The sequence below is a fragment of the Micromonospora sp. NPDC049203 genome (assembly GCF_043197215.1).
In the GTDB taxonomy this organism is placed as follows: Bacteria; Actinomycetota; Actinomycetes; order Mycobacteriales; family Micromonosporaceae; genus Micromonospora.
This window is the reverse complement of the sequence record NZ_JBICSV010000007.1, coordinates 241,914-265,669: the sequence shown is the minus strand read 5'-3', so window position 1 is coordinate 265,669 and position 23,756 is coordinate 241,914. Positions and strand designations below refer to the sequence as shown.

Annotated in this window: 22 protein-coding genes and 1 other RNA gene; 6 read left to right on the top strand and 17 right to left on the bottom strand. The window is 69.0% G+C overall.

What is annotated here, in order from left to right; genetic code table 11:
• Positions 1-646: 646 nt before the first annotated feature.
• Positions 647-1,096 carry a hypothetical protein gene (locus ACGFIA_RS20930; RefSeq protein WP_393261484.1) on the top strand — a complete coding sequence of 150 codons (450 nt, stop codon included), beginning with the start codon at positions 647-649 and terminating at the stop codon, positions 1,094-1,096.
• Here the strand turns inward: ACGFIA_RS20930 and ACGFIA_RS20925 are convergent.
• The 4 genes from ACGFIA_RS20925 to ACGFIA_RS20910 form a co-directional block, all read right to left on the bottom strand.
• A complete protein-coding gene (locus ACGFIA_RS20925; protein WP_393261482.1) occupies positions 1,080-1,856 on the bottom strand; it encodes a glycosyltransferase family 2 protein in 777 nt (258 codons plus the stop codon). The genes ACGFIA_RS20930 and ACGFIA_RS20925 overlap by 17 nt on opposite strands.
• A complete protein-coding gene (locus ACGFIA_RS20920) occupies positions 1,844-2,665 on the bottom strand; it encodes a GntR family transcriptional regulator (protein WP_393261479.1) in 822 nt (273 codons plus the stop codon). The genes ACGFIA_RS20925 and ACGFIA_RS20920 overlap by 13 nt, the downstream gene beginning before the upstream one ends.
• 133 nt (positions 2,666-2,798) lie before the next feature.
• Complete coding sequence (locus ACGFIA_RS20915; RefSeq protein WP_393261477.1) at positions 2,799-2,984, bottom strand: hypothetical protein; 186 nt, start codon at positions 2,982-2,984, stop codon at positions 2,799-2,801.
• A 151-nt stretch (positions 2,985-3,135) separates the two neighbouring features.
• On the bottom strand, positions 3,136-3,438 hold the full coding sequence (locus ACGFIA_RS20910) for a hypothetical protein (RefSeq protein ID WP_393261474.1): 303 nt from the start codon (positions 3,436-3,438) through the stop codon (positions 3,136-3,138).
• Positions 3,439-4,016: 578 nt separating this feature from the next.
• On the opposite strand from ACGFIA_RS20910, the gene ACGFIA_RS20905 reads away from it, so the two are divergent.
• Together ACGFIA_RS20905 and ACGFIA_RS20900 are read left to right on the top strand one after the other, a co-directional pair.
• Positions 4,017-4,451, top strand: a complete 435-nt coding sequence (locus ACGFIA_RS20905) for a GntR family transcriptional regulator (RefSeq protein WP_393261471.1) — start codon at positions 4,017-4,019, stop codon at positions 4,449-4,451.
• A gap of 259 nt (positions 4,452-4,710) precedes the next feature.
• Positions 4,711-7,713, top strand: a complete 3,003-nt coding sequence (locus tag ACGFIA_RS20900; protein WP_393261468.1) for a hypothetical protein — start codon at positions 4,711-4,713, stop codon at positions 7,711-7,713.
• A 594-nt stretch (positions 7,714-8,307) separates the two neighbouring features.
• Here ACGFIA_RS20900 and rnpB read toward each other — a convergent pair.
• Positions 8,308-8,716: RNase P RNA component class A (rnpB, locus tag ACGFIA_RS20895), an RNA gene on the bottom strand.
• A gap of 157 nt (positions 8,717-8,873) precedes the next feature.
• On the opposite strand from rnpB, the gene ACGFIA_RS20890 reads away from it, so the two are divergent.
• On the top strand, positions 8,874-9,635 hold the full coding sequence (locus ACGFIA_RS20890) for a sulfite exporter TauE/SafE family protein (RefSeq protein WP_393261465.1): 762 nt from the start codon (positions 8,874-8,876) through the stop codon (positions 9,633-9,635).
• A 24-nt stretch (positions 9,636-9,659) separates the two neighbouring features.
• Here the strand turns inward: ACGFIA_RS20890 and ACGFIA_RS20885 are convergent, their stop codons facing one another.
• A complete protein-coding gene (locus tag ACGFIA_RS20885; protein ID WP_393261463.1) occupies positions 9,660-10,883 on the bottom strand; it encodes an MFS transporter in 1,224 nt (407 codons plus the stop codon).
• A 56-nt stretch (positions 10,884-10,939) separates the two neighbouring features.
• Here ACGFIA_RS20885 and ACGFIA_RS20880 point away from each other — a divergent pair, with 56 nt between their 5' ends.
• Positions 10,940-11,407, top strand: a complete 468-nt coding sequence (locus ACGFIA_RS20880) for a MarR family transcriptional regulator (RefSeq protein ID WP_357389102.1) — start codon at positions 10,940-10,942, stop codon at positions 11,405-11,407.
• A gap of 57 nt (positions 11,408-11,464) precedes the next feature.
• On the opposite strand, the gene mctP is transcribed toward ACGFIA_RS20880, so the two are convergent.
• The 7 genes from mctP to ACGFIA_RS20845 form a co-directional block, all read right to left on the bottom strand.
• Entirely contained in the window at positions 11,465-13,117 is a 1,653-nt protein-coding gene (gene mctP, locus ACGFIA_RS20875; protein WP_357389177.1) for a monocarboxylate uptake permease MctP, read from the bottom strand.
• Positions 13,118-13,175: 58 nt separating this feature from the next.
• Positions 13,176-13,418, bottom strand: a complete 243-nt coding sequence (locus tag ACGFIA_RS20870; RefSeq protein ID WP_357389104.1) for a DUF3311 domain-containing protein — start codon at positions 13,416-13,418, stop codon at positions 13,176-13,178.
• Between the two features lie 126 nt (positions 13,419-13,544).
• Positions 13,545-14,690, bottom strand: coding sequence for a bifunctional RNase H/acid phosphatase (locus ACGFIA_RS20865; protein WP_357389106.1), 1,146 nt, complete (start codon positions 14,688-14,690; stop codon positions 13,545-13,547).
• A 5-nt stretch (positions 14,691-14,695) separates the two neighbouring features.
• Positions 14,696-15,433: a zinc ribbon domain-containing protein gene (locus tag ACGFIA_RS20860; RefSeq protein ID WP_151501372.1), complete on the bottom strand. Its 738-nt coding sequence runs from the start codon at positions 15,431-15,433 to the stop codon at positions 14,696-14,698.
• Positions 15,423-16,280, bottom strand: coding sequence for a Nif3-like dinuclear metal center hexameric protein (locus ACGFIA_RS20855; RefSeq protein ID WP_357476570.1), 858 nt, complete (start codon positions 16,278-16,280; stop codon positions 15,423-15,425). Before ACGFIA_RS20855 ends, ACGFIA_RS20860 begins: the two co-directional genes overlap by 11 nt.
• An 89-nt stretch (positions 16,281-16,369) precedes the next feature.
• Complete coding sequence (locus ACGFIA_RS20850; protein WP_357389110.1) at positions 16,370-16,951, bottom strand: flavoprotein; 582 nt, start codon at positions 16,949-16,951, stop codon at positions 16,370-16,372.
• Positions 16,948-18,177 carry a helix-turn-helix domain-containing protein gene (locus ACGFIA_RS20845; RefSeq protein WP_357389112.1) on the bottom strand — a complete coding sequence of 410 codons (1,230 nt, stop codon included), beginning with the start codon at positions 18,175-18,177 and terminating at the stop codon, positions 16,948-16,950. The genes ACGFIA_RS20850 and ACGFIA_RS20845 overlap by 4 nt, the downstream gene beginning before the upstream one ends.
• A 264-nt stretch (positions 18,178-18,441) precedes the next feature.
• Between ACGFIA_RS20845 and ACGFIA_RS20840 the strand changes: the two genes are divergently transcribed.
• Positions 18,442-19,113, top strand: coding sequence for a bifunctional DNA primase/polymerase (locus ACGFIA_RS20840; RefSeq protein ID WP_357470390.1), 672 nt, complete (start codon positions 18,442-18,444; stop codon positions 19,111-19,113).
• 409 nt (positions 19,114-19,522) lie between these two features.
• Here the strand turns inward: ACGFIA_RS20840 and ACGFIA_RS20835 are convergent, their stop codons facing one another.
• The 4 genes from ACGFIA_RS20835 to ACGFIA_RS20820 all read right to left on the bottom strand — a co-directional run bounded on the left by ACGFIA_RS20835 (position 19,523) and on the right by ACGFIA_RS20820 (position 23,754).
• A complete protein-coding gene (locus tag ACGFIA_RS20835) occupies positions 19,523-20,254 on the bottom strand; it encodes an FAD:protein FMN transferase (RefSeq protein WP_357470653.1) in 732 nt (243 codons plus the stop codon).
• Between the two features lie 98 nt (positions 20,255-20,352).
• The gene (locus ACGFIA_RS20830; RefSeq protein WP_357389116.1) at positions 20,353-20,955 is read right to left on the bottom strand and encodes an FMN-binding protein; all 603 of its coding nucleotides are present in this window, start codon (positions 20,953-20,955) and stop codon (positions 20,353-20,355) included.
• Between the two features lie 13 nt (positions 20,956-20,968).
• Entirely contained in the window at positions 20,969-22,384 is a 1,416-nt protein-coding gene (locus ACGFIA_RS20825; protein WP_357389118.1) for a ferredoxin reductase family protein, read from the bottom strand.
• Positions 22,381-23,754, bottom strand: a complete 1,374-nt coding sequence (locus ACGFIA_RS20820) for a DUF1501 domain-containing protein (protein WP_357470656.1) — start codon at positions 23,752-23,754, stop codon at positions 22,381-22,383. Before ACGFIA_RS20820 ends, ACGFIA_RS20825 begins: the two co-directional genes overlap by 4 nt.
• Positions 23,755-23,756 lie beyond the last annotated feature (2 nt).

Genomic DNA, 23,756 nt, shown 5'->3' with positions numbered 1-23,756 from the left:
CGTGGGGTCGCGCGAAGACCACCCGGAAATCGAGCTGGACCGATCACGGACTCGACCGGCCGGGCGCCCGAACCCTCGGCCAACTTGACCTCATGGCCGCGAGCCCAGCGTCTCCGGCGACCGAAAAATTGTCCCCGAAGATCAATGTGACGGAGACCACGAATCAAGCAATTAGCGCCCTAATTGCCAGGCAACTAGAGATTTGAGCGCTTTCGGCTATTGGCTCAACCAGCCCTCGAGTCATCAGCTCAACCGTCAAAAGAAACAGGCCGTGAGCTGGAAATTACCCCACCTCAGAACGTCATACATGTTGTCATGAATGAGGTTACATTGAGGACAGTATCACTAAAGAACGGCGCGGTAAACACTCAAGGCGCCAGCGAGATTCCTGACCACAAGACCTTGGACCCAATCACTAGAGTCTTTTCCAGACACATCATTTATCGAGGGAGTCGGACGTGTTCGAGCTCAACTTCTCCATCAAGATGCCTGGCCAGATCCTCGACCGGGTCATCGCTCTGATCTTGGTCGTCATCGGCGGGGTTGGCTGCCTCCCCCTGCTGGCCTAGCACAACCGTTGCTCGCCGACTTGATCGCACGGCGAGGAAGGAAGTGATGCGTCCGCCTCGCGGGGTAGTTGGTGAACATGCCAGACAAGGAGTTGCAGCAAGCGGTCCATAAGGATCACCGGCGCCCTGCCAGCCTCGACGACATCACCGTTGAGGCCTTGGGCGAGTTGAGCAAAGCTTTGGAGACCGTTCACCGCGTGCGGGGTCACCTCTACTCTGCCCATCAATTGGTCGGCGGTGCTGACCTGACTCTCGATCGGGTAGTCGAGCTGATGCGCAAGGCAGGACACGACGAGTTGGCTGACCGCGTGGAACACGAACTGTTGGGGCGAAACCTACTCCCCGGGCGCTGGACGTTCCAGATCGTGGAGGAGTTCGACGACGGCTATTTCGCCGCGTTCCAGGAGATCGAGCGGGACGCGCGGGAGAAGCTGGCCGGCGGCCGGCGGCACATCTACGAAGCGGAGATGAAGGAGCGTCGGCGCACCCACGGCATGCCGGGGCACGAGGCTACGCCAGAGGAGTGAGCGGCAGACCGTTCGGCAGCATCGAGGCCAGGGCGTTGGCTCTGGCCTCGATGATCCGCATTCGGCCTTGATACTCGGCCGGCTCCCGGTGTGCGGCCTGGCTGGTGACCTGGCCGGGCCACTTGCGGTAGAGCAGGCCGTACTCCCGCGTGAAGTAGCCGGCGCTGACGGCGTTTGCGGCGAGCAGCAGGCCCGTGTCCTCTGAGGCGGGAAGCGCCATCCAGCCGCCCAGGGCGAAGACGAGATCCCGCCGCAGACACAGCGTCGCCGGGTGCACTGATGCTCGGTAGTCGTTGGCTTGCCAGAACGACAGGACCGCACCGCGGTCGACGACCCCGCCGACTGGATCCTTGTCCCAGCCGGCGGTAGACCCATCGGGCAGCAGATCGAGTACCCGCGAGGTGCTCCAACCGATCTGCGGATGCGCGTCGAACGCGGCGATGTCTCGGGCGAGCGCCCCGGGTGTCAACTGGTCATCGGCGTCCAAGACCTTGATGAGGTCACCCGAGACCCGGGAAAGCGCGAGGGTACGGGCAACGCCAGGCCCACCGGGACGACCGGCGCCGAGACTGATCCGGGGATCGTCAGGCAGCGCGTCGGCCAGGGCGCCGGTCTGCCCGTCCTCCTGGACGAGCCATTGCCAGTCCCACCCGGCGGGCATCTCCTGCCTTGCCAACGACTCGTAGGCGTCGGCAAGGTGCTCGATGCTGGGCGCGTGGACCGGGGTGACGACCGAGACGAGCTGCGTCAAGTTTTCCACCGCTGGAGTTTGTGGGAGTAGACGAGCTCAGTGCGGTCCCCCGGCATTACGACGTCGGCGACCTCGACTACCCGGCCCGTGGTGTCGACTGAGGTCTTCCGGACGGTGAGGACAGAGACGCCCGGGTCGATGTCGAGAAGTTCGGCCTCGTCCGGCGAAGGCGGACGTGCGCGGATCTCGTCGTCGATCCGGTCCAGCTCGATGCCGATGGTGTGAAGTTGATGCTGTGTACCGCCCGGCCACGGCTCCTTGCCCTCGTCGAGCAGGTCCGGGTTCGCGGCCACCAGGTCGTACGGCAGATACGAGTAAGACACCGTCAGCGGCGCGTTCTCATGCCGGGAGGAAGTCCAGTAGACCCGGCGCAGCAGCGTGGCGCCCGGATCAACCTGCAAGGCCGCCGCCATCTCCGCATCGGCCTCCACGCGCGTGTACTCGGCGTGGAACTTGAGATCGTCGATGGTCAGGCCGGTGTCATGCTCGGTGGCGCCGGTCTTCAACCGCTCGTCCTCATCGAGCAGGACCCGATCCTTCTCCCACTGGTAGCGCTCGGCGTTGCGCCGTCGTACCCGTTGGCGGGGTGCACGCACGTAGGTGCCGCGTCCCTGCTCGGCACGGACCAGGCCCCACTCGCGGAGCTGCCGGATCGCGTTACGCACGCTAGTGCGCGACAGTCCGGACGACTCGGCAAGCTCAGTCTCACTCGGCATCAGGGTGCCGGGAGCCAACTCTCCGCCCATGATCTTTGCCCGCAACTCCTCCGCGAGTTGCAGGTAGCGAGGGCGCCAGTCCCGACCTTGCACACCGGTCACCGTACCCCCTAGACGTTCTAACGTCTGCCAGGTGGTCCCCCCGGCCGGGCGTTCGGGAACCGGAGCGACTGGCGCCGCAGGCCGCTTGATCTGTCGCCCAGCAAGCGAGGGAGCCCGGCCAGGGCGCCGACGCTCAGGGGTGCTCATCGTGCTCTTCCAGGTACTGGCCCTTGGTCATCATCACCAGCCGGGCATAGGTCAGCTCGTAGATGAGCCGGTCCAAACGGATCCGGTCGAGCAGCACGGGTTGCGTCGCGCCGTTGCGGGTAGCGTCGAGCTTCACAACCAGGTCGCGTCGCGCGAACCGGTCGAGCAGCATCTGAACGCTGACCCAGCCCGTCCGTTCCCGACCAACGGTGGCTAGGAAACCTCGGTGCATCGCGTCGTTCGGCCCGCATCCTCGGCACCACGCAGGGCATCTGACAGCGCCCGTCACCGGCCTCATGACGTTCCCCGGCTCGTTCTTCGGCTCAGTCACTGTGGCTCCCAGGCTCTCTGCCGGCGTCGACCACCAAACCGCTGAGGCGTTCGATCAGGTCAGCGGCCTGCGACAGGGACAGTTCAGCCCAGCCGATGCCGGCCCGACACGTCGCATGCACCGCGATCAGGGGCGTCCGAGCGTCGACGCCGATGAGGTACGCGACCACCATCCCGCCCCCGCGAGCGTCGCCGATCCGGTGCGTCGGACCACGATGATGGCGGACCATCTCCGACATGAGCGGCGGGACCAGGTGACCGCAGCGATCGGGGGCACACCAGTCCGGATGGTTCACGACGCCGGCACGCTTGTTCGTAGGAGTCACCGCGGCCACCGCCCTACGCCGTCCCCGTAGACCTGGACTCGCGTGATCAGCGGGCTGAGCCGCAACGTGGACGACCGCTTCGTCTGCTCGACCGACCACCGCAAGGCCGGCGGGACAACCACCGGGCGCGTGGCTGGTGGGACGTTGCTTGTCGTTGAAATCACGGGGTGCCGTTTCCGGGGCCACCAGGGGAAGAGCCGGCGGCGATGAGGACGGTTGGACATCGCACCTCCACAGGTAGAAGAGAGCCGGTGGCCGACTACGGGGGAATGCAGCCGGCCACCGGCTCGAATGAAGGCACGGCGCACCGTCCGACGGGGACAGGTCACGGATATCGCCGAGCCAGCTTGTCCGCGCGGCTACCGCAACCGGCCCGACAGGACGCCACGCTCAGGTGCGGCCAAGGCCGGCGCGAGACCACCCCTGGCACGAGCCGTCACCCTCACCGCACATCACGAAACGTATCTACAAGTGGACGAGTTGTCTAGACGTAGAAATAGGTCGCTTGGTTGACACTTGGTAAGACAAGTGCCAGGTACGGTAAGCAGGTGCCCACCCCGCACCACGGACAGCCCCGCTACCGCGCCATCGCCGAGGAACTAGGGAAACGCATCAAGAGCGGCCTTATCCCGCCCGGCGCCCTCTTGCCGGCTGAGAGTTCCCTCGCCGCCGAGTTTCGGGCCAGTCGCGGCACAATCCGCCAGGCAATAACAGTCCTGCGCGAAGCGCAAATGGTTGCTACTGAACACGGGCGCGGAAGTTACGCAAACCCTCGGCAGCGCACAGACGGGCCAGACGAAAGATCTGAAGCCCACATCAAAAAGAGGGAGGTCAGCGCCGATGCTCAACTCGCCGACCTTTTCGCTGTCAAGGTGGGCGCGCTCCTCATCGAGGATGAACACATCACCTATGTAGACGGCTCCATCGACACTGTCGTCCGCACGTACAGGCTACATCGAGACCAGCAGCACCCGACAGCCTGAAACGGTCCCACAGGCTGCCGCTTGCCGCGCCGCTGCTGAAACCAATACTTTTGGGCCTCGCGTCTGATCCCAGCCGGCCTTCTCGAAGCGGCGTGAGGGCCACGCCTGCCAATGACGCGGCATGAGCCAAGCTGAATCAGGCTCGTAGGTGGTGGAACCGATGCGGTAGTTCCGCTGTCAGATTTCAGCATTTGATAGTTCTGAGTTCTATCAATACTGTGGATCTCGATGCCCAGCGTGGAGGCGGTAGGGAGGACCCATGACCGGGATCGACGGGGGGCGGGCCGCTGCTCGCGGTTTTCAGTACCAGTATCTGCGCACGCTTGAGTATATGCTCATGGCCATCGGCAATCCCGCGGTCTTCGCATGTCGCATCGAAGGTGAGCCGCACCCGGCGAACCCCAACGAAGTGGATGCAGTTGACTTCGACATGGTTGACGACTCCGGAGCTGCACTTATCGCTGCACAGGTAAAAAGTCGGTCCGCCGGCGCAAAGATTGGACTGGCAGAAGCGTGCACAATCTTTGCGAAGATTATCGCACGAAATGATGCCCAGTCTTATCTACTTCTGACAAACGCAATTGTATCTTCTCGTCTCGAACACTTCTTCGAAAAACTAATTCCGAGGTGTTCATCGGCCGACGCGCTGCGCGAGGCTATAGCCGACACTCTACGTGGCTCACCCCGAGCTCTCGCTGAGTTGAATTCTCTGACTGACATGCAGATCGAGCGGTTGCAGCGATGTCGAGTGGTCGCGGACAGCCGCGACCGCGACCAGCTGCACGAGGCCATACGGGAATCGATTCTAAAATGGCGACGGGGCCAGCGACGTGGAGTAGGACACCAGTCGAGCGGCTTGCTCGTATCCTTTCTATTGTCCGACACCCTGCGGAGAGCAGCCACAGCTGATTGCGCCGTCTGGCCGATGGAAGAATTGCGAAATACATTAGAATTAGATGATGCGATTTTGAGCGAAGCACTCGGAGGGCAAGATTGGGGACGTGTTGTTGGAGTTATGCCACCAGTCCCCGACATTGCAAGGCCGAACATAACAAAACGACTCTTCGAAGCTCTGAAGAATAAGCAGCCAAAATCTCGATCAACAACGCGAGCAGCGCTGACCGGTCCATCCGGAATCGGAAAGTCTAGTGCAGCGGCAGCATACGTCGCAGAGTATCTGGACCTTTACGATCTAGTCCTCTGGACCGACGCCTCCAACGAATCGGCCCTATTTGAGTCTTTCCGCAACATCGCGCTGTGGTTCGACCTCGACCAAAAGCTTGACACTAATTCGCTCAGGACGCTCATCCACCAGCGAATGGCTTCCTTTCCGGGCAAGTGGCTCCTTATCATGGATGATGCAGATGCAGCGTCGTCCGAGCAATGGATTCCCCGCATCGGCAATGGTCACGTGATTATCACGTCCCTAGACAGCCTTCACAGCTTTGGAAGCAGTGCACGTATAACCGTGACCTCAATGCTTCCACCTGAGGCCGAGGCACTCCTTCTAGCCCGGATGCAGCATGAATCCTTTGACGTACAAGCCAGCAAACCTGCTGTCCACAGGCTGGCGGAAGCGTTGGAGCGTTGGCCTCTTGCATTGGAACTAGCAGCCGCCTACCTGCGCAGTTGCGGATTCGGGCTAGATCATATCGAACACTACTTAGAGAGTTTGAAAATTCGATCGCTAAACGACAAGACCTCTGTGCCGCCCGGATACCCCAGAACACTCGTAGCCGCCATAGATCTAGGGATGTCACGCGTCTACTCTATGGCCGAGACGGATGATGTTGCAAAGCTATTGAATGACTCCCTGATTGCCGCCTCTTACCTTGCGCAACGCCGAATTCCAATTCAACTGATCGTCTCGACCGCGAGACTCCCCCCGGAAGAGGTGCCTTCCACGCGCGGGACAATATTCAGCGACGAACCGGAAATTCCTGAAGCCTTTCGCTTGCTTAAGCGGGTGTCGTTCTCGCGCGACGACCTCCCTCTACCCCCAGCGTATAACGACGACCCGCGAGCCCGCACCACAATTACAATAAACAGCATCCTTCAGGAGGTGATCCGCGAAAGGGTGGAGAAGATTCACTCCGAAGCGGAGGTTTCATCGATCTTGGATACAGTGGCATTTTATGTCGACCTTTGGCTCGAAGCAGCGATGCATAATGGAGAAGCGGGCCGCGTTCACGTGATTGCTCCCCATGCGGAGATTCTGGCCGGGCATCTTCGCAGACTGGGTGTTGCCACAAACAGTGCAGCCGTCATGCTAGGTAACCTTGCAAGCTTCCATCATGCGCAGGGGAATTTGACTGATGCACAAGGATTGCTCGAAGCCGAGCTATCGCTCTTTGATCTGATCGACGAACCAAACGAGCTCATTCTGCAGCAAACTCGAATTTACCTCGCCACGGTGCTACTGCACCGGGCGGGCCGCGACAGCCGCAAGACCATGCAGGCCGTGAAACTTATAGAGCCAGTCGTGCCTTACTTGTACTCAATTTCCCTTGACCCCGATTCCCAACAGGCTGCATCCTTCCTGTGCAGTCAGGCCGTATCGGCTTTCTTGAGTGGAGACGGCTGCGATAGGCAACTGGCGGCACCGCTGCTAAGCACGCTGGAAGATCTTGCAAGCAGGCTTCCTAGCCATGACATTGTCAGCGCGCGCGAGGCTGCCCTACGCGCGAATGACCTAATCCAGTCGAATCACTTCAAGGAGGCAGAGCTGTTGTGTCGAAACAGCCTGGTCCACGAAGGTGCAGGTGCCGGGAACCTCTATTTGGAGCTAAGGCGACTTTTGATCGAGGCAATTTTGCGACAGGACAGATGGCAGGAGGCTAGGACAGAACTCGATGCGTTGGTCGCTCTCATGGGCGATATGCCGTTGTACAGAGAGGCTGTGGGGATGGCCCTCCACAATCTCGGGCTTCAAGCGGCCACGAGGATGCTCATGCCCTCCCCCGGCGAAGCTCGCGACTTTTTCCTTCACATTATGGACCTACCTCAGCTCGATGTCGCTCGCTCCGCTGCCCCAGATGGTGCGGCTTGGAGGTTCGGTGTACTTGATCTAGCACGCGTGCTAGCCACAGGTGAGAGCAAAGCGGCCCGAGTCCTGTCCGTCTCTGTAAGGAGCTCTCTTCCAACCGAGCCCCGAGATAATCGGGATTTTGGCTGGATAGTTTTCGCCCGCTTGCTCTGTCACCTAGCCGAGGGTAAGCCTGCGGCCGAAGCGCTGAAAATGTTTGAAGAAGAGTTTGACTAGATCGATCCTGCTCCGAACTGCAACGCGTGAACAACACACCGCAAGGAGATGCTGCCGATTTACTCTTTTCTGGATCAAGGCACCGCGCTCCGCGCTGTGCGGGGCGGCAAGCCCGGCCGGCGGCAAGCCGCCCCGGCCGCCTACGGCGCCGGGGCGGTGAGCCACCGACAGCCGCCGGGACACCGCCCCCACGGGAAGTTGAATCAGCCTCAACGAGGCCGTGACGGAAGCCTGCAAGTCGACCTGGTCGTGTGGTCCGGGCTTCCGGCTGCCGCGCCAGTCCAACCCCGGGACTGGCTTGCCACCGTGTCGGGGAGTCACGGCACCAGCTCCACCCCAGGACGTGCCCGACCCTCCCCCACAGCCGCCGGCCCCGCTCCGGAACCGTCGAGCGTCGGCCCCTCAGACGGCCCACAGCGGCACAGCCAGCCCGACCCGAGAAGAGGTCAACTGAGCCGGCGCTCAGGGCGTCTCCAGGGCGTCAGGGCGTCGTCAGGGCGTCAAACGCCGCCCAATGTTGACCATGAACGACCATCGACACCCGGACATAGAACCAGCTCAGAGCCTTGATCACAGCTCTGAGCTGGTGGGCGACGGACGAGTCGACCTGTACGCCGGATTCTGTGCCCGGCACGCCCGTAGGCGCACCGGCGGCGGCCATCCATCTCGGCCTGCCGTCGCCGGCAGGCTCCAGCGGCCTACCCGCAGACATCGGGCGGGCAGCCCTCAAGCGTCTGCGCGGGTCGTCATCTTGCGGTGACGGCCCTTTCTTGGCCTTGCTCCGGGTGGGGTTTACCGAGCCACCCCGGTCACCCGGGGTGCTGGTGGGCTCTTACCCCACCGTTTCACCCTTACCGTCCCGTGACGGGCCGGCGGTCTGTTTTCTGTGGCACTGTCCCGCGGGTCACCCCGGGTTGCCGTTAGCAACCACCCTGCCCTGTGGAGTCCGGACGTTCCTCGGCGACGGGCCGGAGCCCGTCGACGCGACCGCCCGGTCGACTCGTCCGTCGCGCCCTCATCCTAACGACGCACCCGCCGCCGCCATTTCCACCCCGGTCCACCCCGAGCCAGGGCAGCACGCAAAGCCAGAACAGACCGCATACGGGACGCGCAAGGCCAGCGCGGCAACGAGGCTGGCGCCGTACTAGCCTCGGGGGACCATGGATCTCTCCGACGCCGCGCTCCTGCTCGCCGCCGGTCTCGCCGCGGGCACAGTCAACGCGGTGGCCGGTGGTGGCTCGCTGATCACGTTCCCGGCGATGATCGCGACCGGCCTGCCACCGGTGGCGGCCAACGTCTCCAACTCGGTGTCGGTCTTTCCCGGGTACGTGGCGAGCGTGGCGGGCAGCCGTGTGGACCTGCCGCGCGGGCGGGAACTGTGGTCGCTGCTGCCCACCGCCGTGCTCGGCACGATCGCCGGGTGCGCGCTGCTGCTCGCCACCCCGGCGCGCGCGTTCGAGCTGGTGGTGCCGTTCCTGGTGCTGGGCGCGACAGCCGTACTCGCGTTCCAGGGTCCGCTGCGCCGGCTGGTCGGCCACCCGGAGCGACTCAGCGCGCGCCGCCGTACCGTCACGGTCCAGACCATGGTCGCGCTCGGCACCGTGTACGGCGGCTACTTCGGCGCGGCCCTCGGGGTGATGCTGGTGGCCGGGTTGGCGCTGGTGCTGGACGCGACGCTGGCCCGGGTGTCGGCGGTGAAGAACCTGCTCTCGGCGGTGGTGGGGCTGACCACGCTCGTCGTGTTCGCCCTGTTCGGGCCGGTGAACTGGGCGGCGGTCGCGGTGGTCGCGCCGGCCACCCTGTTCGGTGGGTACGCGGGCGCGCGGCTGGCCCGCCGGCTGCCGCAGGTGGTGTTGAAGACGGTGATCGTGGTGTTCGGCACGGCCATCGGGTGCTACCTGCTGTGGCGGGCGCTCACCTGACGCCGTGCGGCAAGACCGGACCCGTCAGTAGACCTCCCCCACCGGCTCCTCCGGTGCGTGCTCGGCGCGGCGGGCGGCCCGGTTCCAGATGACCCGTTCGCCGTAGCCGGCCGCCATCAGGTGACCGAACGCGAGGTAGGCGATCAGGCCGGCGGCGAGCACTCCGAAGCCGACCCAGAACGGCAGCGCGAGGCTGTGCTCGGCGAGTTTGCCGGAGATGATCGGCGCGGGTGCGGCGGCGCCCCAGCGGACCAGGTTGAACGCGCCGGTGGCGACGCGCCGGTCGGCGGAGCCGAGCCCGAGCGCCAGGTCGGTGAGGTTGGCGTTGGCGAGGCCCATGAACAGGCCGGCGATCACCAGGACTACCAGTGACATGGCGGTGCCGGTGGAGGTGGCGAACGCGACCATGCAGGCCAGCAGGCCGAGGAGGGCGACGCCGACGGTCTGCACCGCGCCGATGCGGTGGGCGAGCCGGTGCCCGATGAGCAGGATGCCGGCGGCCAGGCCGAGGCCCCAGCCGGTGAACGCCAGGCCGAGCGGGATGACGTCGAGGCGCAGGAACAGCGGCGTGTAGCCGAGGACGACGAAGAAGACGAAGTTGTACGCGGCGGTGACCACGCAGAGCGTCACGAACGCGGGTCTGCGGTAGGTGGCGAAGATCTGGCCGAGGCGTACCGGCGGCTGTTTGTGAGCCGGTTCGCGGAGCTTGCGGGCGGCGACGCCGAGTGCGAGCACCATGAACACGCCGCAGACGAAGAACGGCAGCCGCCAGCTCACCTCGCCGAGCAGGCCGCCGATGAGCGGGCCGACGGCGAAGCCGAGGCCGAGGGCGGTCTCGAACAGGCCGACCACCCATTCCCTGTCGTTCGCCAGGTTGACCAGCACCACCATGGCGGTGGCGAAGAACATGGCGTTGCCCAGGCCCCAGACGCCGCGCAGCACGGAGAGCTGCACGATGTCGTTGCTGAACGAGGCTCCGATCGCGGCCAGGCCGACCACCGAGACGCCGGTGACGAGCACCGGCTTGAAACCGAACCGGCCGCTGGCCAGCGTCGCCGGGATCATGCCGACGGCCATGACCGCGATGTACGCGGTGAAGAGCAGCTCGACCTGCCAGGCGGTGACGCCGATCGCCTCGCCGATGGCGGGCAGGATCGGGTCGACGACGGCGATGCCGGCGATGGCGAGGAACGCCACGAGCGTGGTGGCGTAGATGGCACTGCGGTTGGGCTCGGATCGGCGATCCACCCCGCAACCTCCCAGATAGCTGTATCATACAGGTATTTTCCTTGTATCATACAGCTATGAGCGATGACGTCCATGCCCCCGAGGCCACGCTCGGCCGGATCGAGACCGAGGTGGCGCTGCTGATGCGCCTGGGCGAGGCGACTCGCCGGGGCACCGGCACGATGGAGCACCGGCTGCTCGACCGCGCCGCGTACGTGATCCTGCGGCACCTCGACGCGGCCGGCCCGCAGAACGTGTCGGCGCTCGCCGCGCGGCTGAGCCTGGACGGCTCCACTGTGACCCGGCAGGTCTCCGCGCTACAGCGCGACGGGCTGATCTCGCGTACCCCCGACCCGGCCGACGGGCGCGGCACGGTGATCTCCGCGACGGCGGCCGGCCTGCAGCGGATGGCCGCCGTGCGGGCGGCCCGCACCCGGCTGTACGGCGACATCCTCGCCGCCTGGCCCGAGGCGGACCGGGAGACGCTGGCGGAGATGTTGCACCGCCTCAACGAGGCGCTCGACGCCCGCAACCGCCGCCGCTGAGGTGCGTTAGGAAGGGCCCCTTGTTATGCAGAATGCGTTAATAAGGGGCCCTTCCTTTCACGCCACGGGCTCCGGCGCGGAGTCGGCGCGGTCGGCGTCGGCTGTGACGCGCGGGTCGCCCTCGTCGGCGAAGTAGTCGTCGGGCGTGGTGCCGTCCGGGCCGTCGGCCACCTTCGCGGCGCGCAGCACAAGCGTGAGCAGCGCCGCCACCACTAGGTTCACCAGCACCGCCACGATGCCGACGTAGATCGTCTTCGGCGTGTCGAAACCGAACTTCTCCAGTGGGAACGCCGACCCGGCGAAGTGCTTCTTCCCGGTCGCCGGGTTGCCGACCTGGTAGAGCATCCACATGCCCAGGCCCATCCCGGCCGCCCAGCCGGCGATCAGCGCGCCCCTGTGGAACCAGCGGGTGTAGAGGCCCAGCGCCACCGCCGGCAGCGTCTGGAGGATGATCACGCCGCCGATGAGCTGGAGGTCGATGGAGAACTGCGGGTCGAGGAAGACGATGCAGGCCACCGCGCCGACCTTCACCACCAGCGAGGTGATCTTCGAGACGTTCGCCTCCTGCGCCGGGGTGGCGTCCCGCTTCAGGTACTCCTTGTAGATGTTGCGGGTGAACAGGTTCGCCGCCGCGATCGACATGATCGCCGCCGGGACCAGCGCGCCGATGCCGATCGCGGCGTACGCGACCCCGGCGAACCAGTCCGGGAACTGCTGGTCGAACAGCAGCGGCACCACCGTGTTGCCGTCGGTGGTGCCCTCCTTCGCACCGGGCAGCGGCTTCACGTTCGCCGCGATGGCCATGTAGCCGAGCAGCGCGATCAACCCCAGCAGCAGGCTGTACGCGGGCAGCGCGGACATGTTCCGCTTGATCACGTCGCGGTTCCGGCTGGCGAGCACGCCGGTGATGCTGTGCGGGTAGAGGAACAGCGCCAGCGCCGAGCCGAACGCCAGTGTCACGTACTGGATCTGGTTGTTCTGGTTGAGCAGGATGCCGTCGCCGGGCGCCGGTGACGCCTGGAACTTCGCGTCGGCGGCGTCGAAGATGGCGCCCCAGCCGCCGAGCTTGTACGGCAGCCAGATCACCGCGACCAGGATCACGATGTAGATCAGCGAGTCCTTGACGAACGCGATCAGCGCCGGGGCGCGCAGCCCCGACTGGTACGTGTACGCGGCCAGGATCGCGAACGCGATGATGATCGGCAGGTGCCGGGCCACCGCGCTGTCCCCGGTCACGCCCATGGTCTTGAGCACCGCCTCGATGCCGACCAGTTGCAGCGCGATGTACGGCATGGTGGCGACGATGCCGGTGATCGCGATCAGCAGCGCCAGGATCGGCGAGCCGAACCGGTTGCGGACGAAGTCGGCAGGGGTGACGAAGCCGTGCCGGTGCGAGACCGACCAGAGCCGGCACAGCACCAGGAACACCAGCGGGTAGATGACGATCGTGTACGGCACGGCGAAGAAGCCCGCCGCGCCGGCCCCGAAGATCAGCGCCGGCACCGCCACGAACGTGTACGCGGTGTAGAGGTCACCGCCGACCAGGAACCAGGTGATCCAGCCGCCGAAGCTGCGCCCGCCCAGTCCCCACTCGTCCAGGTGGGCCATGTCGGTCGGCCGGCGCCACCGCGCGGCCACGAAGCCCATGGCGCTGACCAGCAGGAACAGCAGGGCGAAGACGATGATCTCGGTGAGGTGGTCCCGCCACATCACTGTGCCCCCTTCGTTCGCGACTGCGGGGCTCGCAGGCCCGGCTCACTCCTCGCGCTCACCGGTCACCCCGCTTCTTGGTCATCTGGTAGACGAGCGTGGTGGTGCCGACGCCGAGCAGGATCCAGACCAGTTGCAGCCAGTAGAAGCGCGGGAAGCCGAACAGCCGGGGCGAGTCGGCGTTGAACAGTGCCGGGATCAGCGGCACCACGATCGGGATGAAGAGCAACCAGTTCCAGGGACTCTTGTCCTTCGCCCTGGATCGCGCCGTGTCCGGCGCCTCGGATTCCGGTGCGGCCATGTGACACCCTCCGGGCATTCGTAGCGGGCCATGTGACGGCCGGAGGCTACGACCCTGTGACAGGGGTCACGTTCGATCGGGGGATGTCGATGCGCCGAGCGGCCGTCGGCATGCGCCGAACGGCCGTCAGACGTCCGTGAGGTGAGAGGTGTCGTTCACCGAACGGACCGCGACGCCGCCGTCCGGGTACAGGTCCAGCACCGAGATGCCGGCGGTGTCCAGGTAGAGCCGGTGCAGGAACGCGTCGCTCGCGGCGAGCGCGTCGCGCAGCACCAGCTTGATCGGCGAGACGTGCGAGACCACCACCACCGTCTCCCCCGGGTACGCCGACCGCAGCCGGTCGACAGCCCGCCCGGTCCGCTCGGCCACCGTCACGAACGACTCGCCCTTCGGCGGGGCGACCGCCGTGGAGGCGAGCCAGGCGTCCAGTTCCGCCGCCCAGCCCTCGCGTACCTCGGCGAACGTGTGCCCCTCCCAGGCCCCGAAGTCGCACTCGATCAGGTCGTCGTCGGTGCGTACCGGCGGGTTTCCGACCTGCGCGGCGACCGCCTCGGCGGTGGCCGTACACCTCGACAGCGGCGAACTGACCACCGCCGCGACGGACGGCGCCAGCGCGGCCACCCGGGCGGCGCTGGCCCGGGCCTGGGCGCGGCCGCGCTCGGTGAGCGGCACGTCGCCCCGGCCGGAGTAGCGCTTCTGCACGGTGCGCTCGGTCTCGCCGTGCCGCACCAGGATCAGCCGGGTGGCCTCCTCGGTCGGGCGCGGCTCCCAGGAGGCGGGCGTGGTGGCCGGATCGGTGCCGGTGGCCCGCACGACAGTCGCCGCCCGCGCCTCGGCCTTCGCTTCCGGCGCGGCACCGGACGCGGCGGCGTCCATCGCCGCGTTGGCCAGGGCGTCGGCGTGCCGGTTGCGCTCCCGGGGCACCCAGGTGAACCGTACGGCGGTGAAGCGGCCGACCAGCCCGGCGGCCTGGGCGGCGAGCGGGCGCAGCCCGGGGTGCTTGATCTGCCAGCGGCCGCACATCTGCTCGACCACCAGCTTGGAGTCCATCCGCGCCTCGACCTCGGCCGCGCCCAGCTCGGCGGCGGCCTCCAGCCCGGCGATCAGGCCCCGGTACTCGGCCACGTTGTTCGTCGCCGTACCGATCGACTCCGACCGTTCGGCGAGCACCTCGCCGGTCTCCGGATCCCGGACCACGGCGCCGTAGCCGGCCGGGCCGGGGTTGCCCCGGGAGCCGCCGTCGGCCTCGATCACGACCGCGCGCACCGCCACGGCGGCTACAGTCCCGACTCGTTGGTCCGGACCATGATCCGCCGGCACTCCTCGCAGCGGACCACGTCGTCCGGGTCGGCCTTGCGGATGCGGGCCAGGTCGGCGCCGGACATCTCCAGCCGGCAGCCGCCGCAGCGGCCACCGGTGAGCAGCGCGGCGCCCATACCGGTGTCCTCGCGGATCTTGTCGTAGAGGCCGACCAGGTCCGCCGGGAGGTCACCGGCGAGCGGCTGGCGGGCCGTGCGCTTGAACTCCTCCTCCTTGGCGATTTCCGCCAGGGTCTCGTCGCGGCGCTGCTCGGTCGCGGCACGCCGCTCGCGGGTCTCGGCGAGCCGGCTCTCGATGCCGTCGAGCACACCCTGCGCGGTCTCCCGCTGCTCCATCAGCTCCAGCTCGGCGTCCTCCAGGTCGCTCTGCCGGCGGTTCAGCGAGACCAGCTCGTGCTGGATCGCCTCCAGCTCCCGGGCCGGGCCGCTGCCCGAGGCCAGGCGGGCCTCGTCCTTGCTCTTGCGCGCCCGCACCTGGTCGACGTCCTTCTCGATCCGGGCGATGTCCCGGTCCAGGTCGTCGACCGCCACCTGGGCGCGGACCCGCTCGTCCTCCAGCGCGGACAGCTCACGCGCCAGGGCCTCCAGCTCGGCGCGCTCCGGCAGGCTGCGGCGGCGGTGCGCGAGCTGGGCCAGCGCGGTGTCGATCGCCTGGAGGTCGAGCAGGCGGCGCTGCACCTTCGGGTCAGCCTTCACGTCGGGGCTCCTTGTCGTCCGGCCGGGGCGCGGCGGCGTGCACGGTCCACGGGTCGGTGTCCAGGTCGGACACCACGGTCTCGACGTCCAGCTCGGCGGCCAGGAAGGCGGCCAGGTCGTCCAGCCAGGGTCGCTCCGTCGCCCAGTGGGCGGCGTCCAGCAGCGCCGGGCCACCGGCGGCGAGGTGTTCCCCGGCCGGATGGTGGCGCAGGTCCGCGGTGAGGAACGCGTCCACCCCGGCCGCGGTCGCCTCGGCGAGGAAGCCGTCCCCCGAGCCGCCGCTGACGGCGAGGGTACGAACCATACGCCCGGGATCCCCGGCGGCGCGAACTCCCCAGGCGGTGACCGGGAGCACGGCGGCGGCCAGCCGGGTCAGCTCGGCGAGCGTCATCGGGGTGGGCAGCTCACCGATGCGGCCGATGCCCCGGCCGGGCCCGGCAGCGGGCGAGCCGGGGCGGGGCGGGTGCAGCGGGCGCAGCCCGGTGAGCCCGAACCGGGCGGCGAGCGCGTCGGACACCCCCGGGTCGGCCACGTCGGCGTTCGTGTGCGCCACGTGCAGCGCGACGTCCGCCTTGATCAACCGGTGCACGATCCGGCCCTTGTACGTGGTGGCGGCCACCGAGGAGACGCCGCGCAGCAGCAGCGGGTGGTGCGCGACGATCATGTCCGCGCCGACGTCGAGCGCCTCGTCCACGGTCTCCGGGACCACGTCCACCACGCAGGCGACCCGGCGTACCGGGTTGTCGGGCTCCCCCAGCACCAGGCCGACCCGGTCCCACTCCTCGGCCCAGGCAGGCGGATAACGGCGGTCCAGGGCGGCCACCACGTCGGCGACGGTTGTGCTCACGGGCGGCCAGCTTACCGGCGTCCGCGCCGGTACACGCCGACCGCCGCCGCGCGTGGTCCCCGGGCGAGCCCGGGAACCACGCCCACCGCTCAGGCGACCGGGGCGACCGGCCGGTCCGCGCCGCGCAGGGCGGTCAGGCCGGCGTCCCACGGGAAGGCGTCCGCGCGTCGCTCACCCGTGCCGGGCGGGTGCAGGCGTACGACGTGGTCGCCGAAGACCACCCGGACGCCCCACTGCGCGAGCCGGTCGAGGCTGGCCCGGAACGCCGGGTGCGCCGCCATCGCCTCGTTCGTGTACGGGACGGCCGCGATCGGCACCCCCATTCCCTGCGCCTCGATCAGCAGGCCGAGCGCCAGGGTGTCGGTGATGCCGACCGCCCACTTGTTGATCGTGTTGACGGTCGCCGGGCACACCAGCATGGCGTCGGCCGGGGGCAGCACGTCCGGGTCACCCGGGTTCTTGTAGTGCGTACGCACCGGATGGCCGGTCTGCCGGGCCAGCGCCGTCCGGTCGACGAACTTCGCGCCGTCCGGCGTGGTGACCACGCAGACCGTCCAGCCCTCCCGCTGGGCGAGGTCGACCAGCCGGCCGACGTGACGGGCCAGCGGCGAACCGCAGGCGATGACGTAGAGCACGCGCCGGTGCCCGCTGGCGATGCGCGGATCGCTCATACTCCGACTCCCATGTGCTCAGCCAACTCCGCGATCGGCGGAGGCGGCGCACCACGTGTGCGACGGAGAATCTCGGACATCAATTCGTGCGCGATCGGGCGGCACCGGATCTCGGAGGGCGCGAGCCGGTCGCCGCGCAGCAGCATGTCCCCCGCGTTGGCGACGTCACCGATCTGGGAGTAGCCCCGGGCCAGGTCGAGCAGGTGATGCGCGCGCCGTTCCGGCAGCAACGCGTTGAACGCGGGCACCGACAACCGCATGTGCGTCTCCACCGCCCGGCCGCCGTCGCCCAGCTCGACCGCCGCCGCCGCGCGGTGCAGCTCCAGGTTGGTCGGGCCGAACGAGGTCCAGTAGTGGTTGTGGTCGCCGCCGAGCATGGTGGCCGCCTCACCGGCGCCCGCGAGCAGGTCGTCCACCGTCGCCGAGTCGCCGATCCGGGCGGCGGCCATCGCGCCCTGGAGCAGCAGCAGGCCGTACACGGAGAGCCGTTCCGGTGTGACGTCGTTGTCGCCGCCGGGCGCGAGCCGGCCCGCGATGCGGACGTTGAGCTCCAGCGCGGGCCGGGGGCGGCCCATCGCGACGAGCGCGTTGCAGACCCTCGTGGTGGCGATGCCGGCCAGCAGCGGGTCGTCGGCCCGCTGGGCCACCGCCATCGACCGGTCGGCGGCGAGCCAGGCGAGGTCGCACTCGCCGAGCTTGCGCAGCACCGAGGAGGCGATCTGGTAGACCTGCCCGAGCAGGTGGGCGGCCTCGCGTACCTGGTCGTCACCGGCGCAGCCGGCGTCCGCCGCCTGGGCGTCGCGCAGCAGCTTGGGCAGCGCGCGGGTGAGCATGCCGTACCGGCCGTACTGGTAGGTGAGCCAGGCGTGGTTCACGGCCTTGCGCATGTCGGCGAGCGGCGGGGGGCAGGGTGCCGCGTCGAAGTAGGCGCTCATCGAGTCGTACCGCTCCAGGGCGGTGCGGATCTCCTCCACCTCGACCTGGTCGATGCAGTTGAGCGCGTCGGTACGCCGTTCCGGGTCCCGGCCGTGCAGCAGTTGCACGTCGATCTGGAGGATGTCGGCGATCTCGTAGAGCACGGAGAACTTGTCCAGCCGCCGGACGCCGCGCTCCACCTTGTCCACCCAGCTCTTGGACTTGCCGAGCCGATCGGCGAAGACCTGCTGGGACATCTTGCGGCGACTCCGCCAGTACGCCACGCGCCGGCCTATGGGTAGTTCGTCCATCCCCGCTCCCTCCCCCTCACGGTGCCGGCCGGTCCCCCCACGTCCCACAGGTTGCGCCGATCGCACAGGTTGTGCGTCCACCGTCCAGCCAGTTCTCGTAGCTTTCGTGCAAGTTGCACCGGCCGTTCGTCAGCACAACGAGCGGGGGTTACGGCAGTGACGGGTTTCGACGTATGGCTTGTGGACGGTTCGGCGGACCATCTTGTGGACGGTCCGGCGGGCTATTTCGTGGAGGGTCCGGCGGGGCCAGAGGGGACGGCAGACATGTGGAGGAACGTCCGACCGCGCGTCGCTCACCTCTCGCCGCTGGAGCGGGTCCGGCTGCGCCGGGTCGCGATGCGGTACGCGCTGCACCACTGGCCGGTCACCCCCGGCGCCTGCCTCGCGAACAGCCGGTTCGTCTGCGGCCGGGCCGGCTGCCCCACTGTGGGCTGCCACCCGGCGCTCGAGGACTGGGAGCACGCCGCCAGCGCCGACCCGGCCCGGGTGGCCGCCTGGTGGCGCAACCGCCCGCACGGCATCCTGCTGCCCACCGGGCGCGCGTTCGACGTCCTGGAGGTCGCCGCCCACCTGGGCCGGCAGGTGCTGGACGCGGTCGCCACCCATCCCGCCGGCTTCGGCGTACGCGGGCCCGCGCTGGTCACCCCGACCGGCCGCTGGATGTTCCTGGTACGCCCCGGCGACCCGCTGCGGCCCGAGTTGGAGCACTGTTTCCACGTGGTGCGCCACGGACCCGGCTCGTGGATCCCCGCCCCGCCGACCCGGCTGCCCGAGGGGACGGTGCGCTGGGTGGTCGCGCCCGAGCACGCCCGCTGGCGGCTACCCGACTCCTATCTGGTGCAGAACGCGCTGATCGCCGCGTTGCGCGCGGCCGGGGTCACGTTCGGCACCGAACTGCTGCCCGGCCACCTGCCGCTGCCCCGCCGGGGCCGCTGACGCTCCTCCTGGTCACGGCCGGTCCGGTGACCCGGACGGGTGTCCGACAGCGACCTCCCCGGCACCGGACTCGTTGAACCTGGCGAGGGCGCGTGTGCGCCAGAGCGGGGGTTTTGACCATGTCCAGGGACGACGCTGCCCGCCACACCGGCGGTACCGAGCCGGCGCGGCCCCGCCGCCGCCGGCACCCGTGGGGCTTCACCCGCCCCCTGGGCGTCCGCCCCGGCCGCCCCCGCCCCACAGGCTCCCGCCCCGCCACCCTCCACCGCCCCCTCCGCTGACCCACCCCGCTCCCACCCCGCCCCCGCCCCGCCCCCACCGGTTGATCAAGGAGTTTGTGTCCGCCCAGCGCGCCCTGGAGGACACAAACTCCTTGATCACCGCGCCGACGGCCGGGGCAGCGGGCAGGTCAGGAAGGCGGGAGGGTGGGGAGCGCGCGGGAGTGGTGCAGGTGACCGTCTTCGGTGACCACGGCGTGCTGCCAGGGGGACGGTAGGTGGTCCAGCCAGGTCAGGCCCGACTCGCCCATCGCCACGGCGGCCGTCGCGTACGCGTCGGCTGTGCCCAGGTCGGGGCCGGCCACGGTGACCGAGCGCAGACCGGTCGCCGGTACGCCCCGGCGCGGGTCCAGCACGTGGTGCCCGCGCTCGTACACGCCGGAGGTGGCGACCGCCAGGTCGGTGCCGGTCAGCACCAGACAGGTCGCCGTCGCGTCCCAGGGATGCCGTACCCCGATCCGCCACGGCTGCCCGGTCGCGTCGTGGCCGCGTACCCGCACGTCGCCGCCCGCGTTCACGCAGTGGTTCGGTGCGCCGGTGGCCACCAGCCGGTCCGAGGCGACCTGCGCCGCCCAGCCCTTCACGTAGCCGGACGGGTCGAGCCGGCCCGTCGCGTACGCGTCGAAGAACCCGTCGGTGGCGGTCCACAGGTCGGCGCAGGCCGCCAGCACGGCCCGCAGGTCTGCGGACGCGTCGGCGGCCCGCAGCTCGCCCCGGTCGACGCGGCACACCTCGCTGTGGTCCCGGTACGTGCTGAACCGCGCGTCCACCTCGCGCAGCCAGCCGAACGTCTCCTCGGCCAGCTCGTCGAGCGTGGACGCGGGCAGGTCGTCGGCCAGGTCGAGGCTGATCGCCGTACCCATGACGTGTTCGACCCGGCGCAGGCCGCGCCGGGCGGACGGACCGGGACCGACGGCGGACGGACCGGGACCGACGGCGGCGCCGGCACGAGCCGGCACCGTCACGCCTTGTCCAGCGCGGCCTGCAACGACTGCTTGTACGCGGTGCTGGTGTAGGTGGCGCCGGAGACGGTGCTCAGGTTGGCGCTCTGCCGGGCCACCACCTCGCCGGAGGTGCCGCTGTAGCGGGCCTGCACGTCGTCGCTGCGCTGCCCGGACTGCCCGCCCAGCGGCAGTCCGATCGCCGTGGCGTCGACGATCCGGCTGCCGCTGAGCGTGATCCGGACCTGGAGCGAGCCGTACTCGTAGGTGACGGACGGTCCGGTCACCGTGCGGGTGGTGACCTTCGGCGCGCTCTTGGTAGTGGTCCGGGGCGCGGCCGGCGTGGTGCGCGTGCCGGTGCCGCCCCGGCTGGCCGCGCTGCGGTCGGCACTGGGCTTGACCGTCGGCTTCGCCGAGGCCCGGGGCGTTCCCGGCGGGGTGGAAGCGGGCGCGGAGCCGGTGGGCGACGGCGGTTCGGGCGCGGCCGAGCCGCCCGGTACGACGGGGGCCAGCGCGGCCGGTACGTCCGGCGCGGTCTGCCCGGCGCCCGGCGCGCCCTTGAGCACCACCAGCGCGGTGGTGCCGGCGGCCAGGCCGGTGATCGCGAACAGCGCGCGACGCATGGCGGTGCCTCTCCTACAGCTCGAACGCGGTCAGGTGGATCTGGCGGCGGGGCACGCCCGCGGCCCGCAGCGCGGCGACCGCCTCGTCGACCAGGCCGCCCGGGCCGCACAGGTAGACGTCGCGGCGGGTCAGGTCGGGCACCAGCCGGCGCAGGCCGTCGGGGTTCATCACCTGGCGGGGGCCGGGGTCGCCGCGGCGGCCGACGACGTACCAGACGGAGGTCTGCCGGGCCTGGGCGAGCCAGTCCAGCTCCTGGTGCAGCAGCACGTCGGCCGGGGTACGCGCCCGGTAGATCAGCGCCGCGCCGGGCGGCAGTTCCTCAAGCATCGCCCGCAGTGGAGCGATGCCGCTGCCCCCGGCGATGAGCAGCGCCCGTTCCCGGGTGCGGTGCGCGGCGGTGAACGTGCCGGAGGGGCCCTGCGCCCAGACCCGGGTGCCGGGCGTCAGGTCGCGCAGCTCGGCGGTGTACCCGCCGACGACCTTGACGGTGATCCGCAGCCAGCGGCCGTTGGCGGCGGCGGAGACGGAGAACGGGTGCGACTGCCACCAGCAGCCGGGGTTGAGGAAGCGCCAGCGGAAGAACTGCCCGCCGAGCAGGTCGATCTGGTTGAGCCGCTGCCCGGTCAGGTAGACCGAGACGGTGTCCGGGCTCTCCGCCACCACGTCCGCGACGCGCAGCCGGTGCCGCAGGTTGAACACCAGCGGCGCGACCACCCGGCCCCACACCAGCGCGGCCACCACCAGCAGGTACGCGGCGATCCAGCCGGTACGCACCGGGCCCGGCTCGTAGAGCTGAGCGCCGTTGCTGAACTGGTGCGCGTAGCCGAGCAGCAGCGTGAGGTAGCTGGCCGCGTGCAGCAGACGCCACAGCTCGTACGGCAGGCGGCGGCGCACGGCGCGTACCGCGGTGAACGCGACGGTGACCAGGACGCCGGCCGCGGCGAACGCGGTGATCATGTCGTCGTAGTCGGTCAGCAGCGCGCCGACCTCGCCGAGCACCGTCTTGCGTTCCTGGCGGGCGTAGCCGACCACCAGCAGCGACATGTGCGCGAGCACCGCCACCAGCAGCGTCGCGCCGAGGTCCCGGTGCAGCCGGGAGATCCGTTCGCCGCCGAGCGCGCGTTCCAGCACGCCGAGCCGGCTCATCATCAGCACCTGCACCAGCAGCAGGTAACCGGCGATCAGCCCGGTGATCCGGCCGCCCGCGGTGAGCAGGTCGGCGGTGTCGGCGAGCGTTCCCGCCGGGGTGTCCAGCCACCACGGCAGGACGGCGGCGACCAGGCCCAGCCAGAACACCGCGGCGAGCGTACGCCGGCCGCCGGGTCCGCGCCGGGGACGACCCGGGGGTACGGGGGCAGCCGGACGGCCGCCGTACGGGGTGGGATGCCCGGTACGGCGGCCGGCGGCGTGGGTGTCCTGGTACGTCACGCGTAGATCTTGACCGGGGCGAACTTCTGCCGGGGGAAGACCTTGTCCACCTGGGCGGTGGTCAGGCCGAAGCGGCCCTGCGCGACCGATCCGTAGACGTTGAACATGTTGTTGTATTCCGGCACGTCGCCGCTGTCCAGCTTGTCCAGGCCGTTCCAGGTGCCGAGCAGCGAACCGGCCAGCTTGCGGCCGGACAGCACGGTGACCACGCCGCCGTGCCCGTGGTCGGTGCCGCCGCCGTTCGAGCCGACCCGCCGGCCGAACTCGCTGGACACCATGATCGTCACGTCCGCCGCCTGGTCGCCCAGGTCGGTGAAGAACGCGGCCATTGCGCCTGCGAGTTCGTTCAGCCGCCGCCAGAGCTGGCCGCCCTCGCGGGTGCCCTGGTTCTCGTGGGTGTCGTAGCCGCCCATGCCGACGGTTGCCACCCGGACGTTCGCGCCGCCCTTGATGAGCTGGGCGAGCTGCTTGAACGCGTTGCCGACGCCCTGGTACTGGACGCCCTCGGCGGCGGCGTACGGCTTGGCGGCGAGCTTCTGGGCGGTGGCCAGCGCGCCCATGCCCTCCTGCACCGCCTCCTCGACCGGGTGGTTGATGCCGGTGAACAGGCCACGGATGGCCTTCTCGGTGGCCGCGCGGAACTTGTCGTCGCCGTTGAGCCGCAGGTCGCCGACGTTGTTGAGGGAGATCGCGCCGTTCACGCCGACCAGCGAGCGCGGCAGCGTGCTGCCGATGCCGACGCTGCGGAACGCGGTGCCCTTGCCGAGCGAGTCGACCAGGCTGTCCAGCCAGCCCCGGCCGCCGGTCTCGCCGGGCAGGCCGCCCAGGTTGCAGGCGTCGGCGGCCTGGAAGTGGCTGCGCGACAGCCGCGGGTCGGACACGGCCGGCACGAAGCCGAGCTGCCCGGCCTTGAGCCACTTCTCCAGCGGCGCGAACGCGCTGGTCAGCTTGAAGCCACGGGCCAGCGCCAGCGAGTCGTCGCCGAGCAGCAGGTCGGGGCGGGCCTTGGCGAGCACCGGGTCGTCGGCCGGTGCGACAAGGCTCAGCCCGTCCAGCCCGCCGTAGAGGAAGACGTGGATCAGCGTGCCGGTCTTCGTCGCGGCGAACGACGCCGAGGTGGTGACGAACTGCGCGGTCGCCAGCGCGGTGGCGGTCGCGGCGGCGCCGGCGACGAAGGTACGCCGGGTGACGCCCCGGCCGTCCTGCTGCGCCTCCTCGACCTCCTCCAGCCGGCGGTACCGGTCGGCCTCGGCGGCGTTCTCGGCCGCGACGATGTCCGCCTCCGCGCGCAGCAGCGCCTCGGCCGGGTTGTCGGCCAGCCGCCGCAGGTCGGGGCATTCGGGGTGCAGGGGGTACGGGTTCACGGTCATCT

Coding starts and splice junctions, on each gene's coding strand:
- ACGFIA_RS20930 (WP_393261484.1), top strand. CDS start 647: ATGCCAGACAAGGAGTTGCAGCAAGCGGTCCATAAGGATCACCGGCGC.
- ACGFIA_RS20915 (WP_393261477.1), bottom strand. CDS start 2,984: ATGCTGCTCGACCGGTTCGCGCGACGCGACCTGGTTGTGAAGCTCGAC.
- ACGFIA_RS20900 (WP_393261468.1), top strand. CDS start 4,711: ATGACCGGGATCGACGGGGGGCGGGCCGCTGCTCGCGGTTTTCAGTAC.
- ACGFIA_RS20890 (WP_393261465.1), top strand. CDS start 8,874: ATGGATCTCTCCGACGCCGCGCTCCTGCTCGCCGCCGGTCTCGCCGCG.
- ACGFIA_RS20880 (WP_357389102.1), top strand. CDS start 10,940: ATGAGCGATGACGTCCATGCCCCCGAGGCCACGCTCGGCCGGATCGAG.
- mctP (WP_357389177.1), bottom strand. CDS start 13,117: ATGTGGCGGGACCACCTCACCGAGATCATCGTCTTCGCCCTGCTGTTC.
- ACGFIA_RS20870 (WP_357389104.1), bottom strand. CDS start 13,418: ATGGCCGCACCGGAATCCGAGGCGCCGGACACGGCGCGATCCAGGGCG.
- ACGFIA_RS20850 (WP_357389110.1), bottom strand. CDS start 16,951: ATGAGCGATCCGCGCATCGCCAGCGGGCACCGGCGCGTGCTCTACGTC.
- ACGFIA_RS20845 (WP_357389112.1), bottom strand. CDS start 18,177: ATGGACGAACTACCCATAGGCCGGCGCGTGGCGTACTGGCGGAGTCGC.
- ACGFIA_RS20840 (WP_357470390.1), top strand. CDS start 18,442: ATGTGGAGGAACGTCCGACCGCGCGTCGCTCACCTCTCGCCGCTGGAG.
- ACGFIA_RS20835 (WP_357470653.1), bottom strand. CDS start 20,254: ATGGGTACGGCGATCAGCCTCGACCTGGCCGACGACCTGCCCGCGTCC.
- ACGFIA_RS20830 (WP_357389116.1), bottom strand. CDS start 20,955: ATGCGTCGCGCGCTGTTCGCGATCACCGGCCTGGCCGCCGGCACCACC.
- ACGFIA_RS20820 (WP_357470656.1), bottom strand. CDS start 23,754: ATGACCGTGAACCCGTACCCCCTGCACCCCGAATGCCCCGACCTGCGG.